This window comes from Sunxiuqinia indica (assembly GCF_009847015.1).
Classification (GTDB): Bacteria; Bacteroidota; Bacteroidia; order Bacteroidales; family Prolixibacteraceae; genus Sunxiuqinia; species Sunxiuqinia indica.
The window spans coordinates 367,274-391,865 of the sequence record NZ_WVEM01000004.1; the positions used below are offsets into that span (position 1 = coordinate 367,274).

At 39.9% G+C, this 24,592-nt stretch carries 19 protein-coding genes; 5 read left to right on the forward strand and 14 right to left on the reverse strand.

Annotated elements, in window-relative coordinates; genetic code table 11:
• Positions 1 to 13: 13 nt before the first annotated feature.
• The 3 genes from GR929_RS08600 to GR929_RS08610 all read right to left on the reverse strand — a co-directional run bounded on the left by GR929_RS08600 (position 14) and on the right by GR929_RS08610 (position 3,423).
• Positions 14 to 1,066 carry a hypothetical protein gene (locus GR929_RS08600; RefSeq protein WP_159518785.1) on the reverse strand — a complete coding sequence of 351 codons (1,053 nt, stop codon included), beginning with the start codon at positions 1,064 to 1,066 and terminating at the stop codon, positions 14 to 16.
• Between the two features lie 3 nt (positions 1,067 to 1,069).
• Positions 1,070 to 2,494, reverse strand: coding sequence for an MBOAT family O-acyltransferase (locus tag GR929_RS08605; protein ID WP_159518787.1), 1,425 nt, complete (start codon positions 2,492 to 2,494; stop codon positions 1,070 to 1,072).
• Positions 2,495 to 2,679: 185 nt separating this feature from the next.
• The gene (locus tag GR929_RS08610; protein ID WP_159518788.1) at positions 2,680 to 3,423 is read right to left on the reverse strand and encodes a hypothetical protein; all 744 of its coding nucleotides are present in this window, start codon (positions 3,421 to 3,423) and stop codon (positions 2,680 to 2,682) included.
• Positions 3,424 to 4,132: 709 nt separating this feature from the next.
• Here GR929_RS08610 and GR929_RS08615 point away from each other — a divergent pair.
• From GR929_RS08615 to GR929_RS08625, 3 genes are all read left to right on the forward strand, one after another.
• Positions 4,133 to 4,393 carry a hypothetical protein gene (locus GR929_RS08615; RefSeq protein WP_235934169.1) on the forward strand — a complete coding sequence of 87 codons (261 nt, stop codon included), beginning with the start codon at positions 4,133 to 4,135 and terminating at the stop codon, positions 4,391 to 4,393.
• 43 nt (positions 4,394 to 4,436) lie between these two features.
• Positions 4,437 to 4,907: a hypothetical protein gene (locus GR929_RS08620; protein WP_159518792.1), complete on the forward strand. Its 471-nt coding sequence runs from the start codon at positions 4,437 to 4,439 to the stop codon at positions 4,905 to 4,907.
• 372 nt (positions 4,908 to 5,279) lie between these two features.
• A complete protein-coding gene (locus GR929_RS08625) occupies positions 5,280 to 5,756 on the forward strand; it encodes a hypothetical protein (protein WP_159518794.1) in 477 nt (158 codons plus the stop codon).
• Positions 5,757 to 5,854: 98 nt separating this feature from the next.
• Here GR929_RS08625 and trxA read toward each other — a convergent pair whose 3' ends face one another.
• The 3 genes from trxA to GR929_RS08640 all read right to left on the reverse strand — a co-directional run bounded on the left by trxA (position 5,855) and on the right by GR929_RS08640 (position 7,117).
• Positions 5,855 to 6,160, reverse strand: a complete 306-nt coding sequence (gene trxA / locus GR929_RS08630; protein WP_159518796.1) for a thioredoxin — start codon at positions 6,158 to 6,160, stop codon at positions 5,855 to 5,857.
• Positions 6,147 to 6,374: a DUF6132 family protein gene (locus GR929_RS08635; RefSeq protein WP_159518798.1), complete on the reverse strand. Its 228-nt coding sequence runs from the start codon at positions 6,372 to 6,374 to the stop codon at positions 6,147 to 6,149. Before GR929_RS08635 ends, trxA begins: the two co-directional genes overlap by 14 nt.
• Before the next feature lie 83 nt (positions 6,375 to 6,457).
• The gene (locus tag GR929_RS08640) at positions 6,458 to 7,117 is read right to left on the reverse strand and encodes a Crp/Fnr family transcriptional regulator (RefSeq protein WP_159518800.1); all 660 of its coding nucleotides are present in this window, start codon (positions 7,115 to 7,117) and stop codon (positions 6,458 to 6,460) included.
• Between the two features lie 162 nt (positions 7,118 to 7,279).
• Here GR929_RS08640 and GR929_RS08645 point away from each other — a divergent pair, with 162 nt between their 5' ends.
• Positions 7,280 to 8,533 (forward strand): metallophosphoesterase, encoded by a 1,254-nt coding sequence (locus tag GR929_RS08645; protein ID WP_159518802.1) that lies wholly within the window; start codon positions 7,280 to 7,282, stop codon positions 8,531 to 8,533.
• On the opposite strand, the gene GR929_RS08650 is transcribed toward GR929_RS08645, so the two are convergent.
• Complete coding sequence (locus tag GR929_RS08650; protein ID WP_159518804.1) at positions 8,511 to 9,185, reverse strand: VOC family protein; 675 nt, start codon at positions 9,183 to 9,185, stop codon at positions 8,511 to 8,513. The genes GR929_RS08645 and GR929_RS08650 overlap by 23 nt on opposite strands.
• A 153-nt stretch (positions 9,186 to 9,338) precedes the next feature.
• Positions 9,339 to 9,938 carry a superoxide dismutase gene (locus GR929_RS08655; protein WP_201300937.1) on the reverse strand — a complete coding sequence of 200 codons (600 nt, stop codon included), beginning with the start codon at positions 9,936 to 9,938 and terminating at the stop codon, positions 9,339 to 9,341.
• Positions 9,939 to 10,134: 196 nt separating this feature from the next.
• Here GR929_RS08655 and GR929_RS08660 point away from each other — a divergent pair, with 196 nt between their 5' ends.
• Entirely contained in the window at positions 10,135 to 11,433 is a 1,299-nt protein-coding gene (locus tag GR929_RS08660; RefSeq protein WP_159518806.1) for an MATE family efflux transporter, read from the forward strand.
• Positions 11,434 to 11,447: 14 nt separating this feature from the next.
• On the opposite strand, the gene GR929_RS08665 is transcribed toward GR929_RS08660, so the two are convergent.
• The 6 genes from GR929_RS08665 to GR929_RS08690 all read right to left on the reverse strand — a co-directional run.
• Positions 11,448 to 13,112 carry a nucleoside kinase gene (locus tag GR929_RS08665; RefSeq protein ID WP_159518808.1) on the reverse strand — a complete coding sequence of 555 codons (1,665 nt, stop codon included), beginning with the start codon at positions 13,110 to 13,112 and terminating at the stop codon, positions 11,448 to 11,450.
• An 87-nt stretch (positions 13,113 to 13,199) separates the two neighbouring features.
• Positions 13,200 to 16,073, reverse strand: coding sequence for an excinuclease ABC subunit UvrA (uvrA, locus tag GR929_RS08670; protein WP_159518810.1), 2,874 nt, complete (start codon positions 16,071 to 16,073; stop codon positions 13,200 to 13,202).
• Positions 16,060 to 17,010 carry a lytic transglycosylase domain-containing protein gene (locus GR929_RS08675; RefSeq protein ID WP_159518812.1) on the reverse strand — a complete coding sequence of 317 codons (951 nt, stop codon included), beginning with the start codon at positions 17,008 to 17,010 and terminating at the stop codon, positions 16,060 to 16,062. Before GR929_RS08675 ends, uvrA begins: the two co-directional genes overlap by 14 nt.
• A 282-nt stretch (positions 17,011 to 17,292) precedes the next feature.
• On the reverse strand, positions 17,293 to 19,134 hold the full coding sequence (locus GR929_RS08680; RefSeq protein WP_159518814.1) for an OmpA family protein: 1,842 nt from the start codon (positions 19,132 to 19,134) through the stop codon (positions 17,293 to 17,295).
• A gap of 21 nt (positions 19,135 to 19,155) precedes the next feature.
• Entirely contained in the window at positions 19,156 to 20,103 is a 948-nt protein-coding gene (locus GR929_RS08685; RefSeq protein ID WP_159518816.1) for a PorP/SprF family type IX secretion system membrane protein, read from the reverse strand.
• 11 nt (positions 20,104 to 20,114) lie between these two features.
• A partial coding sequence (locus GR929_RS08690; protein ID WP_159518818.1) for an Ig-like domain-containing protein occupies positions 20,115 to 24,592 on the reverse strand: 4,478 nt, incomplete at its 5' end.

Here is a 24,592-nt window from a genome sequence, read left to right on the forward strand (position 1 = left end):
GTTTCAAATATTATTATTGATTTTGCTTGAATACATCCTCAAGCACTTCTGGTTTCAGATGTACACCATCATAAAAATCAGCCGCTGATAAATTCAATTTACTCGGGTTAGTAGCTCCTGCTACTTTCAACTCATAATTTCTCGCTTCCCTCAACAGGTAATCATCAACCTTGAAAACGCCCTTGCATTGTGGCGATTGTTGCAACAGCCTGTATGTTTCGGGCTGGTAAGGTGGAATATAAAGAATCACCTCACATTTTTTAGACTTCAAGTAGTTGACAAGATCCTCAAATAACTGGCATTGCAATACCAACAGTTCATTGAAATATTCGTCACGGCTGGAGTAAAAATAATCTGTCGCCCTTCTTTCTATTTCAGATTCTGAAGCGTTAACAACATCATTTGGAAGCAAGCGTACTCCGCTGGGCAAAAACATCATTTTATTAACGGCAATAGAATTGCAAATCTCGAAGTTTTCTGTTTTTCTCCGTTGCCTTAACGATCGAACCAAATACCTAACCGAAAAAAGCTCCTTCATCCATTCCTTCTGTAATTCCCATTTTGAAGGGAACTGCCTTTCGGAAAGATCGCTGGCTTTCTGTAACATCTCAACAAAATCTACCCGGTTATTTAACCAGCGCTTTTCTGCAAAAGCATTACCAAACAGCCATTGATCGGCACAAATAATCACTGTTTCAGGTAATCGTTTCTGTTTTTTTTCAAACAGGTTCAAAAAAGCATACATATCCTGAAAAGTGCAGTTGGTCACCGAAGCATTAAAGAAGCTTTTCCCCGGGAAAGCCTGTTCTGAAAGCCCTAATGTACGGCTCGACCCTAAAACCAGCACTTCCGGCTCAAATGGTAAGTTATCGATCCATTGCTTCTTCAATACGCGCGAATTGATATTCATCGGGCCACTAACCAGTTTTCCAGTTGAAAGTGCTTCAACCAACGAAGGAATATAGTCCTTTCGAAGCGTATAGTCAGGATCAATCAAATAGTTTGTTCCTCCAATAAAAACTAGAGGAAGCAAAAGAGTGATGATTATTTTTTTGGCAACTGGCATAGGTTAAAACTGGAAATAAATAAAAATTCGATCGGTTTGAAAAGCAAATAAGATGGAAAAAATTATAAAGTAGTAAGCCACATATCGAACAAAAGGCCGTGTAAATCCGATATCGAGCCCATGTCTTTTATCTCGCTGAATCCATTCTCCACAAAACAAGATGGAAGAAAAGAAAACGCCAATTAAAACATGTTTTGTTTCAACAATCCGATTTAAGCTTATTCCATCTTCGAGACGGATGATCCGTCCGATAAATTGAAAAGCCTGACTAATATTTTCGGCTCTGAAAAAAATAAAAGCGAAACATACCAAAGCAAAAGTCAGAAAAATAGCTGGCAACTGATTGATTCTAACTGGTGTATCCTTTTGTTTTTTTGAGAATGGCTTCGTTATTAAATAGAGCAGTCCATGTATCGCTCCCCAAGCAAGAAAAGTCCAATTGGCTCCGTGCCACAATCCGCTAACAATGAAGGTTGTCATCACATTTACTCCCTGCCTGACTTTTGAACAACGATTTCCACCCAATGGAATGTACACATAATCGCGAAACCATGTTGACAAACTAATATGCCAACGCGTCCAAAACTCTCGAATATTTCGAGAAAAGTAAGGTGAATTAAAGTTCTGCATTAAGTCGAAGCCCAACAAGGAAGCAGTGCCAATAGCAATATTGGAATAGCCTGAAAAATCGCCATAAATCTGAACTGCAAAAAGAACAGCCCCCATGCATAACCAAGCTGCACTCATCGTTTCTGAATTCGCAAAAATCTGATCGACTATCGGAGCAATACTATCGGCCACAGCCACTTTGGCAAAGAAACCCCACAAAAGCTGACGAAAACCATTGCTAGCCAGTTCATAATTAAACTGATGACGTTTTGCAAATTGAGGCAGCAGATGTTTTGCCCGCTCAATAGGACCGGCAACCAATTGAGGGAAAAAGGCCACAAAAGTAAAAAAAGCGACTGCATCGTGTGTTGGCTGTAACCTCTTGCGGTAAATATCGATGGTGTAACTTAGTGTTTGAAAGGTGTAAAAACTAATACCAACCGGAAGAATAATGTTTAGCGTTGAAGGATGAACAAGATACCCCAACCGCTCCAGTGAAGCTGCTAGCTCAGCAGCAAAAAAACCGTAATATTTAAAGAAGAATAAAACGCCAAGATTAGCTCCCAGGCTTATTCCCATAAACAATCGCTTCCGAACCTGGCTATTGGCTTTGGAAATAGAAATGCCACAGAAATAATCAACCACAGAACTCAAAACGATCAAACCCAAGAAACGATAATCCCACCAGCCATAAAACAAATAACTAGCAGTTAAAAGAAAAAAATTACGGAGCTTTTCTGAATAACGGTTGAAAATCCCCCAATAAAGTATCAGTACCAGAGGAAAGAAAAGAACAAACTCAATCGAATTGAAAAGCATATTTAGTCATTGATCATTTGAGTAGAAACGCGAAAATCATCAAAACAAATATATTCATCTTTTGGGGAACTCCAGCTTAAATCTCCGCCTCCAAGAAATACGCAATAAAAAATCTGATCAATTTTAAGCGCTTCTTCTTTTCTAAAAAGGATTGCTAAATCTTATAAAAGCTCAATCTATAATGTCTAGGAATTCTCATCAAATCGGCCTCTTAAATATTCCCAATCTTTAATCTCTTCAAACTTGTTAAAACCCTCGATAGTCGACGGATGTTGCAACAACGACTCAACGGTTACTTCTGGTATTTCCTCATTGACCAAATCATTCCTTACAAATATGAAATTAAATCCCATTTCGTTAGCTCCTACCAAGCGATAGCCTTTTTGATGAGCTAGATTTTTCATTGCAATAGGAGATGCTCCATGATAAACCGGATGTTTCCCTGGAAAGAAGTAATTCGGGTCGTATGGAACGACAATATCCTCATAACCAAATTCATTATGGGTTTCAATGACTACAACCTGAGGATTGACAACCTCCAAAGCATCCCAAATCCAATAATCATTCCCATCAATATCTATCGACAACAAACCAATTTCATCCTTAAATCCGGCTTGTTCAATAAGTTGATTAATATTTTCCCGTTGTACTTTAGCACACACAAATTTTGGCGAATAATTCCACGGATGGGGATATTTAGAATAAAAACGTTTTCCACGTTTTATAGCCTTAGGATTCCCATCGATAAAAAGACCATGCCACCCAAAATTGAAATGTAGGTTTGCACTATTACTATTCACCCCGTCGTCAGACCCAATTTCAATAAACGTTTTATTAGTCATTCCGATTATTGAAAATACAAATAACAGCTTCCCATCTTCTTCGAATTGAGAAAAAACACGAAACCCGGTTTCGTGCAGCTTTGGCATATTATTATTTTTCTTACAATCTTGGTAATAATGATATAATTGCCGTTGGCTGATTTGTGTTGAAGGATAGAACCGGTTTCTAATTTTTGTGATTAGAAAAAAGTTTTTGAGTAGGTTCTTTATCAAGCTCGTCATCGTTACTTGTCTTTTTTGCAAATAGTTTAATGCAGTAAAGATAATAATCCCATGCTCTTTTTATGAAATAAAAAACTTGTTATGAATGGAGCCCACATAGCACATATATCCATTACAAAGTGCCCTTTGAAAGTCTAAATGATTTATGTTTCCCTGTAGCTGACTTAAAGCCATTACTAACATCTCGTACAAATTGATCTTTTGCAAAACAACATGGATACAAGATGTGTCCAACTACTGTACCCACTTTAATACTTGTTGGTTTCGCGTTCCTTTACCAAAGGTTTGAAAGAACTACGGTTCAATTTTTGATATAATCTGCAAGAATAAATTTATTTTTGACATGCGAACGTGTCTTTTTATTGTGCAACTCAGAAATAATTTCAGATACTTAAACACATTCTCACTTTATAATCGTATAGGATGCTAATGCACTAACAATTATTACCTTATGAAATTTACACTATTAATCTTATTTTCCACATTCAGTTTCATTAATAGTTTTTCCCAAAACCCGCTCGTTGAAAACAAAAAATGGGAACTGGAAAAATTCAGAGATTCTAAAAGTAGGAGGATGATTTTTGTCGATGAATATCATTATCTGGAATTTCGCGAAGGGCGCGTTCGTTATTCAATTGATTGCAATAAATGTTCGTCGCCATACGAATTTGTAACGAAAGATACAATTCTGATCGAAGGGCCTCCAATGTGTACAAGGAAAGGTTGTCTTGAAAAAGATGATTTTCAAATAACTTTCGATGGTCAATACAAAATTTGGCAGCAAGGGCTGTATCTGGTCATTCAAAACGACAACGAAATTTACTACTACAAATAATGGGCTACGCAACCTTCAAAGCCATATCGAATCATTCAATAATATGAAAAGGAAAATTCTTATCTCATTTACCGCATTTTTATTTTTAGGTTTGCAATCCTGCTGGTGGTCTGGTAGTGAAGACGATACAATATGGGTATACAAAACGAAGGAGGATTATTCGGACAAAGTTACCATAGAGCTTTCCAAAGATAAAACGCGGATCACGTCTTTTTATGGGCCACCTGATGTTCAACTTAGGTGGCCCGAGAAACTGGCCGATGGTTATTATTTAAACGGAACGTTGGGGGTTAATTCAGCGATCCTGTCTGTTACCAAAGAGGAATATATGAAACAGGAGCTTCCTTTTAGTATTGATAGCATGTTCAGCTTAATAATTGATAATGATCCTTTTCTTGAGTTTTATCAATACCAAGGAAATGAGTTCAATATCGAAGGAGGATTTGACACCGTAAGGATAAACATGCTGATTAAAAATAACGTATTGACAAAATATTTCGACCGAATGAAATAAGGAAAAGAATTGTTCCACAATATACCTATGTGACTTTTACGAAAAAGGGTTCAGCTTTCTGTAGCTGCACCCTTTTTCAATTTACTACTCTTCCAATATTGATTATCATAGGTGTCCGGTTAAATCATGGGCTAAAGCCCCTGTCATTTCATTTTCTTTTTCATTTCATTAACCCCGGCATTAATGCCGGGGTTAGTCATCGCATCAACAAGGGAGGGCTTTAGCCCATAACGCCATCCTATTGAATATCAGTTGTTCTATTTTAATCCTTTCTGGCATCACACAATTTCCCATTTTACCCGGACAACAGTGATTGATTATCCAACAAAATTTGCATATATCCTGTTATATTGGGATCAAACCAGCAGTTTTATGAACAAAGTCTTTCACATATTCCTGCTACTAATGAGTTTATCAGGTCAAGCTGGTGCTCAACACTATGAATTAAAATCGGACATCCCCAGCGGGGAACTTACCATAAGCTGCTTGCCCAAAGTACAACAAGAACTAACCATTATAAGATCGGCTGCGGAATTGAAGCGTCTGTTTCCCAACAATACCAGAAGTGAAAATACGATAGATTGCAGGTTACCATCAATCGACTTCAGTCGCGATTTTGTAATTTGTCTTCGACCGCGCTCATTAAGCGGATGCCGGGAACCGAAAATTGGACTTCAATTAAGCAGAAAAAAAAGTACCAATTTGTTGGTTGAAATGAGAATTTTAGAATACGGCAGATGCTTTGAACTATGGCCGGATGCTTTTTGGGTGAAAATTCCATTGCAGTATTTTACAGAAACAATCGATTTTAAGATTTCAAAAACAGTTCAATCTATTCCTGTTGATTAAATAAAACAGGAACCCTATTTGGATTCCTGTTTCTCCCTCCTTGCTGAGTCCTCAGCTTTGGCTTTCCCCCAAAAGCCATCAAAAAAATATCCTTGTTATTATAAAAGACTGCTCACCGAGCGAATAACCGATGCCAACTGATCTGCCTGCATGACTCCGCTTCCGGTCCATTTTTGTTGTCCATTTTGAAAAATCATCATTGTTGGCACATTGCGTATTTGGTACTTCATCGCAATTTCCTGATTCCGATCCACATCAATTTTTAGAATGCGTACCTGTTCTCCCAGTTGATCTTTCACCTGTTTCAAAATGGGAGCCATCATTTTGCAGGGACCACACCATTCGGCCGAAAAATCGACCAAAACAGGCGTTTGCCCTTGAATAATTTGGTTAAACTTTTCCATTGTCTTCTGATTTTTTCGGTTTCTTTTTCAAGTCGCTAACCAAGTAGCCCATCAATCCGCCATATAGTGAACTCGTGTGCCAGTTCGATTGAATGGGACAAGTTCCCGACGTGCAGCCGATGTAGTACCAATACAGGTATCCGGCTAAACCACCAACAAGAACTCCGACTAATCGCCACTTATATTTCAGAATAAACTCTTTTACTTTTTCCATAGTACAAAAAAACAAATCAGAATAGTTTTTCCAAGTGACCCAGGTCACTCAGCTTCAATTTTAAATACAACTTTAGTTAGATTTTATGAATTGAGAGATCTCAAATTAGAAAAGTCCACTTTATTGCGACTAAGTTTGACCATGCCATTTTGCTCCATCTTTTTAAGCAGACGGGAAATGACTTCGCGTGAAGTATTCAATTGATAGGCAATGTCCTGATGTTTGCCATGAAACAGCTTTTCGCCGGTAGCTTCAAAACGAGCTTTGAAAAAACGTTCCAGGCGCTGATCTAAATCCATAAAAGCAATGGCATCAATGGTATCGAGCAATTCATCAAAACGTTTCCGATAAGCATACATCATATATGATTTCCACTCCGGATAACGGATCATCCATTCATCCAATAATTCAACCGGAATGCGAATTATCAGGCTATCTTGTTCAGCCAAAGCGCTGATATTACTTTGTTGTTGACCCATGCAACAGGTAAGAGCCATACTGCACACATCTCCGGGGTTGAGGAAATAAAGCAACAATTCGCGCGCTTCATCGTCGTGGCGAATAACTCGCAGGCTCCCTTCTAAAACCAAAGGGAACGATTTTATGAACTGACCCTCTCGAATCAGCTGTTCACCGATTTTTACTTCCTGAACAATTCCATTTTGCTCAATTTCGCCCAACAGTTTCTTTGAGAAAAAGGGAAAGCGCTGGTTTAATATGATAGGTATCTCCTGCATACTCATTGTCAAAAATAATAAGAAAGTAACATTGACAGCCAGGAATTTCGTAAAACTATGGGGAAAGAAACTTCTCCGCGTAATAAACGTCAAAACCTTCCCACGAAACTACTTGTTTGTATGTAGAGCCACGGAAAACGGCTCACTCGAAAATGTAAACAGAAAACAATGATTAGTAAACAACTTTTATTCTTTGGATTATTTGTGCTTGCCGTTGAATATTACGCCTTCACAGCCGTTAAAACTGCAATAAAGAACATTTCCGGCCCCTGGGCATGGGTGTTTTTCGGACTCTACTTCGTGCTTGCTCTGGGAGCCCTGTGGAGTTTATTTGCTTTTCCACACTGGGCTAAAACTAGCTGGCCATCAACAAGTATGAAATACATCGTTAACATTTTTATTGGCGTATTTCTGGGGCAGGTATTGATGGCTGTTATCATGCTTGTGGGCGATATCCTAATCGCTGTTCCAAACCTGTTTAAGTACCTGACTTCCTCCGGTTCTGCAGCACCAGAGGCAACAAGTGGAGAACGATTCATCAGCCGTTTTACCTTTATTGCGCAAACGGCACTTCTTTTTGGAGGAGCACTGGCAGGTGGATTGGTTTACGGAATGACAAATCGCTACAGCTACAAAATCAGGCGTAAAACCGTTTCGATTGACAGCCTGCCCGAATCGCTAAAAGGGTTGAAGATTGCACAAATTTCGGATATCCACTCAGGTAGCTTTGATGATCCGGAGGCTGTAGCTGAAGGGGTCGCAACCATCATGCGTGAAAAGCCTGACCTGATTTTATTTACAGGTGATTTGGTAAATGACAAAGCGGAAGAAATAAAACCTTACCTCAACATCTTTAAGAAACTTGAAGCCCCAATGGGTGTCTATTCGATTTTGGGAAACCACGATTACGGTGATTACCATAAATGGCCATCAGAAGAAGCGAAGCAAGCAAACCTAAAACAATTGAAACAGCAGCATGCCGAAATGGGATGGCGGCTTTTACTTGATGAGCATTTGATTTTAACCAAAGGAGACCAAAAACTGGCGTTAATTGGGGTCGAAAACTGGGGTGCCAAGGGTTTTACGCAATATGGCGATTTAGATCGTGCCATGCAGGGACTGGAAGAATCTGAAGTTCAATTGAAAATTCTCATGAGTCATGATCCATCGCATTGGGAAGCTCAAGTAAGGGAAAAATACCGAGACATTAATCTGACCTTAAGTGGACACACGCACGGCATGCAGTTTGGGATCGAAATCCCCGGATTAAAATGGAGCCCGGTTCAATACATGTACAAGCAATGGGCAGGATTATACCAGCAAGAGAATCAATATTTGTACGTTAACCGCGGATTTGGCTTCATTGGCTATCAGGGGCGTTTGGGAATATTACCCGAAATTACGATCCTGGAACTGGCTTAACTTCTTCGTTCAAAAACTGAAACGCAATCGACTCACCGTCGTTTTCAAACTTAATTTCAAACGCTGAAGAAAAAGCTTCATCGTCGGCTGGAAACCATTTCTTCTTGTTTTTATCGATCAGGATAAACAGGCCATTTTCGTCTCCCAAAGCACAAAAACGGTTAAAATCGCCATCATAAATCGGTAAATTTCCCAGCTGCTGAATTTGTCGGTTACACTTTTCAATATCAGTAGTTGGCATTCCAACTTCACTAATATTTAAAAAAGCATGATGGTCAAAAGTATCGAGACTTTGGATAGCTAAACTCTTCCGTGCAATCAGTTCAACGATATTTTGATCGAGATCGTAAAAGTAGATGGCGCGGGCGTTCCAATGGACAAAATCAACCAGCCCTTTTCCTTCATACTTAATTACCGGAATTCGTTTTCGCAACCAAGCCAACGCCTCAGGATCTTGATACGACGGAATATTGATCGCAATATGGTAGGGAGTAACCTGCTCGCGATATTTAAAAATCAGAGTTGAAGAACCCACAGCCAATGAAAAAGAAGTACTGCTTTCGTTGAGCAATGGAAAATTTAGAGTCTCGCAATAAAACTCTTTTTGAGCCTGTAGCTGAGAAGTGTAAATCGTAAGCTCTTTAATATTCATAGTCTAAAAGTTTAGAAGTAAGCTTTTTTGAAGTCTATAATAAAAAACAGCCGAAGTATTCAGAAGTTCGCCTTTATACATTATGTTTCACAAATAAAAAAAGGCAATAAAAACCCCGAAGCCTCTGCTTCGGGGAAAAAAACCAAAAATCAACTAACCTTTAAACCGTTTGGCTACTTCACCCCAATTGATGACTTTCCAAAAAGCATCAATGTAATCGGGTCGTTTGTTCTGATACTTTAAATAATAAGCATGTTCCCAAACGTCAATTCCAAGAATTGGAGTCCCTTTTACATCAGCAACATCCATTAACGGATTATCCTGATTGGGTGTTGATGAAACAACCAAACTATCACCCTGCTTTACCAACCAAGCCCAACCTGAACCAAATCGGGTTGCAGCTGCATTGGCAAAAGCTTCTTTAAATTTATCTACAGACCCTAACGAGTCGTTTATAGCTTTTAATAAATCTCCTTCTGGTTGGGAAGCACCACCGGGTGCCATAATTTCCCAATATAAATTGTGGTTGTAAAAACCACCACCGTTATTTCTAACGGCTGTAGAATGATTAGACACGTTGGCTAACAATTCTTCTATCGATTTTCCTTCAAGCTCCGAACCTTCAATAGCACCGTTTAACTTGCTGGTGTATGCTGCATGATGCTTGCTATGGTGAATCTCCATAGTCTGTGCATCAATGTATGGTTCTAAAGCATCGTATGCGTAACTTAATTTTGGTAATTCAAATGACATAATCTGTTATCGTTTTATATGATTTTAAGATTCGTTTATCTTTAATACAAATCTAAGGGCAAAATTGTTTCGATCCAAATCGTATTAATTCATTTTTTATTGATTTTATTGATTGCTAATAGGAGCAATCAATAGCTTTAAGGCAGGCTGGTTCTGCATTCTATGATTATTTTAGTTTCTTTGCGAAAAAAATATCGTGAATCGAGAAATACTCCGTTTAGCCATTCCCAATATTATCAGCAATGTGACCATTCCCTTATTAGGATTGGTGGATATTGCATTAATGGGGCATTTGGATTCAGCGGTTTTTATTGGGGCTGTATCGCTCGGAACGGTTATTTTCAATTTTATTTACTGGGGATTTAGCTTCCTGCGAATGGGAACCAGTGGATTTACGGCTCAAGCTTATGGCGAAAAAAACGAAGGTGAGAGTTTTCACATTCTTTCCCGAGCTATGCTAATTTCTACCTTGATTAGTGTTGTCATCATCGTGCTACAATTCCCCATTGAATGGATCAGTTTTAAATTGATTAACGGAAGTGAGGAGGTAGAATCTCTGGCTCGTGAGTATTTTCGAATTCGGATTTGGGCTGCACCTGCCACACTCGGCCTTTACGTTTTAAATGGTTGGTTTTTGGGAATGCAAAATGCGAAATTCCCCATGATTACGTCAATTGCAGCAAACGTTTTCAACATCGGGTTAAGCTTTTTCTTTGTGAAATCGTTACACATGAATTCGGCAGGAGTAGCACTGGGAACTGTTCTAGCTCAATATCTTGGAGTTGTTGTTGGACTGATATTTCTTTTCAAGAGTTACCGACATCTCACAATTCACTGGAACTGGCAATCCGTCATCAATCCGGCTAATCTAAAAAGTTTCTTCAAAGTGAATACAGATATTTTTATTCGTACTTTTTGTGTCATTTTTGTATTTACCTTTTTCACCTCGAAATCAGCCGGAATCAATGATCACATCCTGGCTGTAAATTCTATTCTAATTCAATTTTTATTGTTCTTTGCCTTTTTTATTGATGGTTTTGCCTATGCCGGCGAAGCAATCTCCGGACGTTTTGTTGGTGAAAAAAACCGAAGCCAGTTTCTAAAGCTTACCCGCTTACTTTTTTATTGGGGAAGTATATTAGCACTTGCTTTTGGCATATTTTACTTGTTTGCCAACCGAATCATCTTAAGCGTGCTCACCAATCAACAAAATATCATTGAAACAGCATTGAATTTCAAATTATGGGTGGTCATCACTCCAATCGTTTCTTTCGCCTCCTTTATTTGGGATGGAGTTTATATTGGCTCCACGGCTTCGAAAGAAATGCGAAACAGCATGATTGGAGCAAGTATGTTGGTGTTTCTTCCCTCCTACTTCCTCTTACAACCAATCATCGGGAACCATGCTCTTTGGCTGGCCATGATGCTGTTTATGCTGAGTCGTGGAGTGATTCAAACGTTCTTGTTTCCGCGAATTATCAGCCGTAATTTCTAGTTTCCACTTACTCTTTAGTAGAGAAAGCTACTGCCTCCTAAAAATTCGCGAATAAGCGAAGTTGGTGGAATTTCAAGATCATCGATACTTTTGATGTAGCTGAAAAATTTCAATAATCGATTGGCCTCGCAATATTCAACTTGATTCTCCGGCACATTTTTCAAGAGCGGCTCTGCATACTTTTTCAAAACAGCCAACTCATACACCAAGGCCGAATTAAACATTACATCAGCGTTTCCCTGATACGGGAAAATATTTTTCTCTTCGCCTTGTTTAACACTCGGCCAGCGTTTTATGGTTTCTGCTGCCGAATAGCCGCGATATAAACTGTCCCGGATCATTCTTCGAATTAAGCGATTATCGGTTGTTGAAATGTGATTATGATCGTCAAATGAAACCTGGGTCAGCGCTGACAAGAAAATTTTAAAGCTTTGTTTTGGAACAATATGTGGAGTAAGTCCGGGATTGTTACCATGAATCCCCTCAACAATCAGCAGATGACCTTCTCCCAATTTCAGTTTTTTACCCGAATTAACCCGTTTGCCAATTGCAAAATTGAATTTCGGTAAGTCCACTTCCTCTCCATTAAAAAGCTGCAATAATTGCTGATTGAAAAAACCGATATCAATCGTTTCCAATGATTCAAAATCATATTCGCCATGCTCATCCAAGGGTGTTTTTTCCCGGTCAACAAAATAGTCATCCAACGAAATCATGTGCGGAACCAACCCATTGACAGCCAATTGGACAGCCAAGCGTTTACTAAATGTCGTTTTACCGGAGGCTGACGGGCCCGCAATCAAAATAATTTTCACCTCATCTCGCAAAGCGTCAACCTGGTTCGCGATTTCGGCAATCTGTTTTTCATGCAAAGCCTCCGAAATTTTAATAATGTCTCCGCTTTTCCCCATTTCGGTGTACTCATTCAATTTCCCCAAATCGGGAACATCTAAAATACTGACTCGCCTTTTGTGTTCTTTAAAAACATCGAAGAGTTTATCCTGCTTAACGACCGGATAGAGATTTTCGAAATCATCGGACTGTGGAATTTGAACCAAAAGGCCATCAAAATAAGGAACTAATCCGAAATTAGTTAAATAACCAGTTGACGGCACATGGTGCCCGTAAAAATAATTGGCATAGCCATTGATGAAGTACAAATAAGAAAACAGCGTACCCTGTTGCTCAAACAAACGAGCTTTCTCCTCCAATCCCTGTTTAATAAGAATATCGACCGCTTCGTTCGTTGGAATTCCTTTTTTCTCGAACGGAACATTTTGCTTCACCCACTGATGCATTTCATTTTTCAACTCAAAAATATCAGAATCGGTAATTTTCCTTTCCAGTCCAACAAATTCACAATAATACCCTTGAGAAATGCCATTCATAATTTTCAACTTCACCTGTGGAAAAGTCTCCCGAACAGCTACATAAACCAGGAATAATAAAGATCGTGTATACAAGCGGCGTCCGTCCGGATGCGAATAATCGATAAAACGAATGCGCTTAGCTTTAACAACTGAAAAGGACAACTCCTTGACTTTGTGATTGACTAACGCTCCGCAAACGGGATTTTTAAGATCAACTTGCAGATCTTCTTTTATTTGATCGAGAGTAGTTCCTAATGGGTAAGCTTTTGTTACCTGATTATTCTCGCAATAGATTTCAACTGTTTTCATGATTATCAAAGTCAAAATCAATCGTTTGATCTTTCACCAATAAAACAATTGATTTTATAATTTCTTTAGCCTGTTATTTGAAATAAGTTATTCTGACGATAAAGCTAACTCTTTTTTCAGATACTTGGCAGTATGAGACTTTTTGATTTTCGCTACTTCCTCCGGAGTTCCGGCACAAAGCAGCTTTCCGCCTCCCTTTCCACCTTCCGGTCCAAGATCAATAACGTGATCTGCAACTTTAATCACATCCAGGTTGTGCTCAATTACAATTACCGTATTACCACGATCGACAAGTTTATTGAGCACTTCCAGCAAAACACGAATATCTTCAAAATGTAACCCTGTTGTTGGCTCATCCAAAATATACAAGGTTTTGCCCGTATCCTTTTTGGCAAGCTCCGACGCTAGCTTTACCCGTTGCGATTCGCCGCCCGACAAGGTTGTAGACGATTGGCCCAATGTAATATACCCTAAGCCAACTTCCTGCAACATTTTCAATTTGTGAACAATAGAAGGGATGCTTTCAAAAAACTCAACCCCTTGATTGATGGTCATGTCGAGCACATCACCAATTGATTTTCCTTTGAAACGGACCTCCAGGGTTTCGCGGTTATAACGTTTACCATTGCAGGTATCACAATGCACATAAACATCAGGCAGAAAATTCATTTCGATGAGTTTCAATCCACCCCCCTGGCAATCTTCGCAACGACCACCTTTTACATTGAATGAAAAACGGCCCGGTTTGTATCCTCTGATTTTCGCTTCGGGCAATTGGGCAAACAGTGCGCGAATATCAGAAAAAACGCCGGTATAAGTCACCGGATTTGAGCGTGGAGTGCGCCCAAGAGGAGACTGATCGACTTGAACAACTTTATCAATATTATCCAGCCCTTCAATTTTTTTGTATTCCAACGGATCTTTAACCGACTTGTAAAAATACTGGCTTAAAATAGGCTGTAAGGTACCGTTAATCAAACTTGACTTACCGCTACCTGAAACCCCCGTCACACAAATCAGTTTTCCCAACGGAAAATCAGCATTGACCCCTTTCAGGTTATTTCCGTTACATCCTTTCAATTTAATTGACTTTCCATTTCCTGGTCTTCTAATTTCGGGAATCGCAATTTGGTGTTCACCAGTCAGATATTTCGAGGTAAGTGTATCCTGTTTCAGCATGAACTCCGGAGTTCCTGCTGCTACAACTTCACCACCGTGACGGCCGGCATAAGGCCCCATGTCCACAATATAATCGGCAGAAAGCATCATATCTTTATCGTGCTCGACCACAATGACTGAATTACCGGTATCGCGTAATTTTTGCAGGGAGTGTATAAGGCGAATATTGTCGCGATGATGCAAGCCAATACTTGGTTCATCCAAAATATAAAGCACATTAACCAATTGCGAGCCGATTTGTGTTGCGAGACGAATACGTTGAGATTCTCCTCCCGACAAGGTTCTCGACGTCCGATCAAGTGACAAATATTCCAAGCCTACATCAATTAAAAAACTAACCCGGTCACGAATTTCCTTAATGACTTCCGTTCCGATTTTACGTTGGCGCTCAGTCAAGCGATCTTCCAAATCAATCAGCCATTTGCTCAATTCAGAAATATCCATTTTGGCGACTTCCGAAATATTGAAATCATCAATCTTAAAGTGAAGAGACTCCTTTTTCAACCGTTGTCCGTTGCATTCGGGACAAGTCCGTTCTTTGACAAACTGGTTTGCCCATTTCTTCGCCTTTTTTGATGGATTATCGTCTCGCTGACTATCGATGTATTTAATCACCCCTTCGTAAGTCATCATGTAATTGACAGAACTTCCGAGAGGCGAATTTTTCAACTGAATGCGTTCATTCGTTCCATTTAGCACAACACTCAATCCATCTTCAGGGATGTCTTTTATAGGTGTTTTTAAATCGAACCCGTATTTTTCGCCTAAGGCTTCAATCTGCCAAAATATCAAGGTGTTTTTCTGAGTTCCAAGAGGTGCAATTCCTCCTTTGGAAATGCTCTTTCCCGGATCCGGGATAATTTTTTCGAGATCAATTTCAGCGACCTGCCCCAAGCCATTGCACCTTGGACAAGCTCCTTGTGGCGAGTTGAATGAAAAATTATGGGGTGCCGGCTCAGCATACGATATTCCGGTAGACGGACACATCAACTGCCGGCTGTAATACTTCATATTATCCGATTCGTGTTGCATAACCAAGGTAATCCCATGACCTTGTTTCATAGCCGTTTGCAACGATTCTTTCAATCGCTTTAGACTTCCGGCGTCCACCTCCAGACGATCGATCACAATTTCAATGAAGTGATTCTTATAACGATCCACTTTCATGTTCGGAACCAACTCCTTCACCTCTCCATCAATTCGGGCATACAAAAATCCCTTTCTCCGAAACTGCTCAAACAACTCCCGATAATGACCTTTTCGACCACGAACAATTGGAGCCATCACCAAAATGCGTTGGTCTGCAAATTTTTCCTGAATCAGCTTTAAGATTTGATCATCGGTGTATTTTACCATCTTTTCTCCCGTCTCGTAGGAAAATGCCTCTCCTGCCCTGGCATAAAGCAGTCGCAGGAAATCATAAATCTCAGTAACCGTTCCAACGGTTGATCGGGGATTTTTATTAGTGGTTTTTTGCTCGATGGAAATCACTGGGCTCAAACCCGTAATTTTATCGACATCCGGACGCTCCATATTTCCAAGAAAAGAGCGTGCATAAGCCGAAAAGGTTTCGATATAGCGACGTTGGCCTTCTGCATAAATTGTATCGAATGCCAATGACGATTTTCCACTACCACTTAAGCCGGTAATTACCGTCAATTGGTTTCGTGGAATCTCCACATTTATATTTTGAAGATTATGCACCCGTGCACCGTGCACAACTACCTTTTCTTCATTTTCAATCAGCTCTTCATCAAGAACTGCTGTATCAGTTTTCTGCATTTTCTTGTTTTCTTAATAACCTAAACCCCTCTGCCGGAAGTTTAATCTCGTAAGTTTTACTCGCATTGTTCGTTAGGTAAGCTTCGCGCAACCACGGATTCAACATTTTCAGAATTTTGTAGTTGGTATTATGCTCCTGGGCAAAATCAGCAAAATTGGAAACCGGTTCCGAAATTTTTATCGTTTTGGTTTCCCACAAGGGGTAAAATTCATCTTCCGGAATATCAAACCCATACTTACGAGGATTCTCCATCACCAATTTGAGTGCCAAAATTCGGAAAACATATCTGCTGGTTTCTTCTCCCAATAGCAAGTCGTAATAATTGGTCTCTTGTTGCCGCTCAACTTGAGATGCAATAAAGCTTCGTCCGGCATTGTAGGTAGCTGCGACCATCGTCCAACTTCCATACTTTTCGTATGATTCATGCAGGTATGCACATGCCGCGTGAGTCGATTTTTCAATATTATAGCGCTCATCGACTTCGCCACTTATTTCCAACCCATAATCGCGGGCAGTTCCTTTCATAAACTGCCAAAAACCAACTGCCCCTGCCGGTGAAACAGCACGCGGATCAAAACCACTCTCAGCCAGAGCCAGGTATTTAAAATCCAAAGGAATACTGTCCTCTTTTAAAATTGGTTCGATGATGGCAAAGAAACGCGGAGCCATTTTTATGAAACGAAGTGTTTGAGAGTGAAAGTACGAATTGACCAACAACTCCCGATCAAGACTTTCAAAGACATCGAAATATTCCAGAGGGACCTCCTCTCCTGCAAAAACCAATGAATCAGGCACTTTTACAGAACTGTAAAAATGCTTTTTTACTAGCTCCGGAGTTTGTTCCGGATAAGTTGATGATTCCAAAAGCTGGTAACCACCAAGCACTAATACAACTATAAATACGGTGTAAACTATTCGCCTCAAATTCCTCTTCATATTCCCTTATTCAAATTCATTAAACGGCAAAAATAAGTGTTTTGTATTTGGCTTTCAACTTAATTAATAATAAAAGCAAATCAACCCTCTATTTGTTTACACTGAATTTATGAATGTCTGACTTGCACTTTCTTTTGCTTTATGACTTGAGATTAGTTTTCTCTAAAAAGTTCACTTATTTTCTTCGGTAAATCGTAAAACGAAAAAAGCGGGCTGAAAATTAATTCAGCCCGCTTTCTTCAACAACCAATATATTAGAACATGCTAAGAAAAAATCCTCGATTAGAAGTAGAAGATATTACCCTTACTTCTTCGTGTAACCTTAGCTTTCAGGATTTCAACAACTGTACGACGGTTTTCGGCATGTTCCGCTTCTGTGCAGCTTACACCATCGTCACATTTATTCACTAACTGAGATTCACCAAATCCAACGTGTTCAACCCGGCTAGGATCGATTCCTTTAGACACGAGGTAGTCAAACGCTGATTTGGAACGTTTTCGGGACAGTTCCATGTTAAACTCATCTCCACCACGGGAGTCGGTATGCGACTCTAAACGAATTTGCAAGTCAGGATATTCTTCCAGTACGGAAACCAACTTATCCAGTTCTTGTGCCGCATCAGGACGAATATTCCATTTTGCCAGATCGTAGTAGATGTTTTCAAGCTCGATTCGAGTTCCTGCATCCAGTGAATACAATTGTACCAGGTAATCAATAAGTCCCGGTTTCATTCCAACGGTATTGAAATCGATATCGGTTCCAAAGAAATTATAAGCTGTTACATTCACCTTGTAGTCTTTCTCGGGTTCAATATTATGCTTAAACTGACCTTGATAATCAGCATAAATCGTATCAATGTCATTACCGTCATTAATTGTTAACATCGCATCAGGAATTGGAATATTTCCCAGGATATCGACCACTTGCCCCTGGAATACAAATTCCGGATCCAGATACACCTTGTAGTTCTTATCAACAAAATTTCCTTCATCGGTCAAATCCAAATCGACTACCTGATCCAGATAATTATCAATAGAAGCAATTAACGTATATTTTTTATCGACATCCAGTTTAACTGACATTTTACCATCGCTGTCCGACTGCCCGGTTGCGGCAACCTGTCCATCCCCGTCAATAATATTTACATTCGCACCAATTAAAGCACGTTTGGTATAATTTGAAAGCGTCATGATATTAAATCGGTAATCTTCCATTTTCAGATAATAAATATCATCATCGCCAACGCCACCCTCACGATTGGAAGAGAAGTAACCGGAACGTTGATTGGGATGAACGACCAAGCCAAAATCGTCAGCCGGTGAATTTATATTATTTGTGAACGTTGAACGTTGACTGTATTCTGTAATCGGAAAGTCGATATAAAACAGATCCAGGTTTCCCTCACCTGCATGACCATCGGATGAAAACACCAGGCTACCATCACTATTCAAGAATGGAAACATTTCTTTTCCTGCAGTATTTACCTTCGGCCCAAGATTAATTGGCTTTGACCAACCAGTATCCTGACGGACGCAATAGTACAAATCAGTCATTCCCATTCCTCCAGGCATATCACTTACAAAAATTAAGGTGTCACCTGATTCACTAATGGTAGGATGTGCCACCGAGTATTCGCTGCTATTGTAGGGAAACTTTTCTTTAAACTGCCAGGTTAAAGCAGTCTTTTCGTAAATGACAATTCCCAAACGAATATTTTTCTTTTTGAAAACGATATTCAACTCCTGAGGATTTTCCCAATTTGATTGGGTTAAAAACAGTTCTCCGGTGTTCTCGCAGAAAGTTAAAGGTCCTTCATGATATTGCGATATCATGGTTGTCAGTTTTCTTCGATCAGTAATTATATTTCCCATCAGGTTCAAATCGGAAGAAAATAGATCGTAAAAGGCTTTATTTTTCTTGTCTGATTTTTTACCGGCTTCCTCTGTGTAAGAAGAGAAAATTAACTCGTCTTCAATAATTGCAGGCCCAAAATCGCTGTAGGGGGTATTGATATTTTGCAACGTATCAATCGACATATCAACATCGTCAAAAAGACTTTTTTGTGCATTCCCGCTAAACGCAATCAGGATGAATATAAATATTTGGATGTATCTTTTTTTCATATCATTAGGATTTTTCTATTGTTAGAAATAGCGTGGTGATGTGTAACGGGTTCTTACAAAATTCAATTCATAGGATATCATAACCTCATGCGTTTCTTTACCATACGAACTAATATTCGTTGTATTGAAATCGATGGCGTAACCTAGTCGTAGTTTTCGGTTGACAATGAACTGAGTATTTAAACCGACTGCTCCTGAAGATCGGAACATAGCCCCAAGCCAAAATTTGTCGTTAAATAAAAAACTTGCATTAACGTCAGCAACTATTGGAGCATTGACAACATATAATGTCGCAAACGATGGTTTAAACTTAATCATATCACTCATTTCAAAAACGTAACCACCAATCAATGTCATATGCCTCAGCTCGTAATTTGTGGTATAATTTTCAACTCCTGTTTCAAAATCATTCTTAAGAATTTTTGGGATGGAAAAACCAACATAAAAATTATCAGCATATAAAAATGCACCTACACCAAAGTTAGGCATAAACTTTTTATCAATCACTCCGTAAAAAGCAGGATCTCCTCCACCTCCGGGAAAATACAGCGTATAATCGTATAAGTTATTCTCGTAGTTGGTAAAACCTGCCTTCAATCCCAGTCTCAATGAAACTTCATCACTCATTTTTAACTTGAAAGAATAGTCTGTAAAAACAGCAAATCTTTTTTCATATCCTAAATCATCGCTCATGATTGATAAGCCTAGGCCTACATTTTTGCCTCTTAACGGAGCCTGACCAGTAAACGTGTAGGTGTGAGGTCCATCTTCAAAGCCGGTCCATTGCTGACGACCAAGAGTCATCAGCCCAAGGCTTTCCCATGTTCCGGCATACGCCGGATTGTAGGCCTGAATATTAAACATGTATTGACTATACATTGGGTCTTGTTGCCCAAACGATGCAGTAACTGAAGATACTAACAACAGTAAGCTTAAAACGTATTTTGATATATTTTTCATCATCTTCATGTCAGTGCATTTTACCGGTTAATATAAACGATTCCTTTGTGTATGGTTGAACCATCCAATATCAAAACCACGAAATAAGTTCCGGAAGGTAAGATCTCAGAGTTGGAACTTCCTCCAACATTGGCACGTCCATCCCACCAAGCATCCGGATCGCCGTATATTGGGATATTTCCGAAGTTTTCTTTTTCAAAGACTTTCGTTCCCCACCTGTTGTAGATTTCAATGCTTGCATTTGGATATTGGTAAATTCCTCTCACCCGGAAGTAATCGTTAATGCCATCACCGTTTGGAGAGAATCCATTAGGGATTAATAGATCACAAGATTCTTCATCCAGGTAGTTTGGAATTCCATTGTAATTACAATCATCATTTGTCGGGTCACCATCGCCATTGTCATCCTCTTTTAATGAAGTTTTAATACCGTCATTATCATCATCTGTATCGCGCCAATCAGGTATTCCATCGTTATCTGAATCCTGCATAGGTACATTTGTACCAACTGAGTTACCTGTGGTTCCTGAACCAGTAACATTGTCATTGGAATCATCCAACCCATCTCCGTCAGAGTCAGTCCCTGCATAAGCAACGTCGGGTTGTCCGTTTTTATCAACATCCTGTGCTTCAATATAATCCGGGACATAATCATTGTCACTGTCTTCATCCAGATAATCAGGTATTCCATCGTTATCCGAGTCCGTAAATCCAACTGGTGTTCCTCCGCTATCCGGATCGTATGCATCATCCAATCCATCACCATCGGAATCATTACCAGTAGGAGCTATATAGCTTACTAAATCATCCTGCCCTTCAATATTGTCCACAATACCGTCATTATCCGAATCGATATCCAGGTAATCAATGATTCCATCATTGTCGTTATCTGCCGAATTATTCGCTTCATCAGATGTCAAGATTCCATCATTATCATCATCCGCATCTCTCCAGTCAGCAAAAATATCATTGTCTGAGTTCGGACTTGGAGTATTCGCTCCAATAACGTTTAGCGGATCACTGAAGTCATTTGTTGTATCATAGGCATCATCCAACCCATCACCATCAGAATCTTCTCCTGTTGGGGTTGTATCGGCTATTCCATCTCCATCAGCGTCATGTGCTTCAACATCATCTGGAATAGAATCGTTATCTGAGTCTTCATCCAAATAATCCGGATCACCGTCGCCGTCGGAATCAATTGACACAATCGGTGTTCCTCCGTTATCCGGATCATAGGCATCGTCAATACCGTCGCCATCGGTATCCTGTCCGGTAGGAGCAACATAAGCTCCATCAGCTTGACTTTCCTGGTTATCAGTTATGCCATCACCATCCGAATCGATATCCAGGTAGTTGGCTAAACCATCATTATCCGGATCATTGCTTTGCGCAGCTTCTTCAGCATCCGTCAGTCCATCATTATCTGAATCCGTATCTCTATAGTCTGAGACTTTATCACCATCAGTGTTATCCGTTGGAGCATTTGATCCGGTGACATTCGCAACCGGGTCGTCACCAATTGCAACTGTATCATAGGCATCATCCAATCCATCACCATCACTGTCGGTTCCTGTTGGAACAACATCAGCAACACCGTCATGATTGGCATCATGTCCTTCTATTGCATCATCAATACCATCATTGTCTGAATCGGTATCAACATAGTCGCTTTTACCATCTCCATCTGTATCCACAATTACGATCGGCGAGCCACCGTTATCCGGATCATAGGCATCGTCCCATCCATCGCCATCGCTGTCTATTCCTAGTGGAGCAACGTAATTATTTTCGTCCTGACTTTCCTGATTGTCGGTGATTCCATCATTGTCCGAATCAATATCCAAACTGTCAGGTATTCCATCATTATCTGTATCCACTGTCTGGTCTCCTTCATCAATATCGAGGATACCATCATTATCATCATCGATGTCAACAACATCAGCCGCTCCATCTTTATCGGTATCAAGATATATTACGACAGTTGCTTGATCGCAAAGAGGAACCAATGCGTTATCGCAAACCTGGTACGTGAAAGAATCAAGACCGAAGTAGAACTCGTCCGGAGTATAAGAATATGTACCATCGGAGTTTATTACCAGGCTACCATGCTTGACATCTGCAACCGGAGTAGTATTTATTACCAACTGATCACCATCCGGATCACGATCATTTGCCAATACGTTAGCTGTTTCATCTTCCCGGTTAAACCAATCGTCAATAGCTATTGGAGGATGATTAACCTCAGAAATATTGATATATACCGTTGCCTGACCGCATGCCGACGGGTTACCATCATCGCAAACTTGATAAGAAAACAGGTCCGGACCAATGTAATCGGCGTTTGGTGTATAAGTAAAAAATCCATCTGCATTTAACGATACTGTTCCATGCAGTGCTGCATCCTTCAAGCTATAGGTTGTATTATCACCTTCAGGATCATAGTCATTTGCTGAAACATCTCTTATTAATTTGTTATTGACTTTTGTAAAGAAACCGTCATCAACAGCAACAGTGATGTTATCATTCGCATTTGGATCAATAATGATAATCACATCTGCTGTATTGCACATCGCAGGGCTGAGATCATCACACACCTCATAAGTAAAGCTAACTTGTCCGGTAAATCCATCTTCTGGAACATATTCGAATGAACCATCAACAAATACCTGAACCGTTCCAACCGGAGGTTGAACTACCAATTCGGTATTAAACACGAGTGGATTACCATCCGGATCATAATCATTCTCCAGCATATTACCCGTCACAATCACATTTTCTTTAGTAACATAGGCATCTTCATTGGCAACCGGTGGTTGATTTGCAGTTGAATGATCGCTAATTACAGTGATATATACACTAGCAATGTCGGTTCCTCCTTGTCCATCGCTTATCTGGTAAGTAAAAACATCTTCTCCAAGATAATCCGCGTTTGGTGTATAAGAATAACTTCCATCTGTATTGAACACCAAGGTTCCGTTTGAAGGATCAGTTTGTAATGTCGCCGTTAATGAGTTTCCATCAACATCGTAATCATTGGTCAATACTTTACCCAGAGTTACTACATTAACAAATGTGTTATTGATGTCATCTACCGCTACTGGCGGGTCATTTACTGGAGTGACGACAATACTCACTGTAGCTTCATCGCATTGTCCGTCTGCATCACAAATCTGATATGTAAACTGATCGGATCCATTGTAGTTCTTATTTGGTGTATAGGTTACAGTTCCATTGGAATTGACAACCACATTTCCATTCGTTGGATCTGAAGTTATTTGCAATGTGCTGTTCACTATATTAGCATCACAATCCAAATCGTTTGCCAAAACTGGAATTGTAATTGGTGTATCTTCTGGAGTAGATCGACTATCATTGATCGCTTGAGGTTCGCTGATCACGTTGATTGTTTGCGTACAAGTTTCAGTATTTCCACTATTGTCAGTTACCGTCCAGGTTAGGACTGTTTCCCCCGCAGGATAATTTCCACTTGCATTTGAAGAACTATTAAAGTCGTTCGTTACAGATGCAACACCACAATTATCGGAAACTGTTGGTGAAGGAACACTAACTAAGCCCGTACAAGCTCCATTGGATTGAATAGTAGCTGTAACGTCTCCAGCACAAGTGATTGTTGGAGGAATGGTATCAACAACGGTGATTGTCACATCACATGTTGCTGTATTTCCTTCTGCATCCGAAACTTTTACTGTAACTGTTTGCGCTCCAAGAGTTGCACATGTAAATACCTCCGTGCCGAGAGATATTGAGATTTCCCCGTCAACGCTAGAGCAATTATCTTCCAGATCAGTAACAATTAACGCAATATCTTCATCTGTAATTGAGTATTGATCACTTTCATCCAACTCAATGGTAATATCATTACAAGTGAATGTTGGAGGAGTAACATCGTTTACAGTAAAGTTTACATCACAAGTTGTTGAGTTTCCTGCCTTATCTTCTACGGTGATTGTAACTACATTTACTCCAGTTGCTACCGTTGCACCAGCAGCTGGGGACTGAGTAATTGTCAATGACGAAGCATCGTTACAATTATCAGTTGCAATTACGTCGCCCGTAAAGTCGGGAACCAATGCTTCACAATTTGCGTCAGCATCAGCAGACAGATCCGTTGCACACGCCGTTATTATCGGAGCGATTATATCATTGGTATTCACATCAAAGGTGCAGCTTGCACTATTGCCGTACTCATCGGTCACTGTTAAAGTAACCTGTGTCGTATCGCTGATCACGGTTCCTGCAACTGGTGACTGGCTGACAACATAACTGCTGCACTCGGTAATTGAAAGGTCTGCATCATTGGTGAAGTCCGGTAAACTGAAATTACAGCTGGCATCCAATACAACGGTCGTATCTGCTGCACAAACGGTGATGTCTGGTGGTGTTGTATCATCGGTATTTACCCAGAAACTACAGTTATCTGTATTGCCGTATTCATCGGTCACCGTTAAAGTAACCTGTGTCGTATCGCTGATCA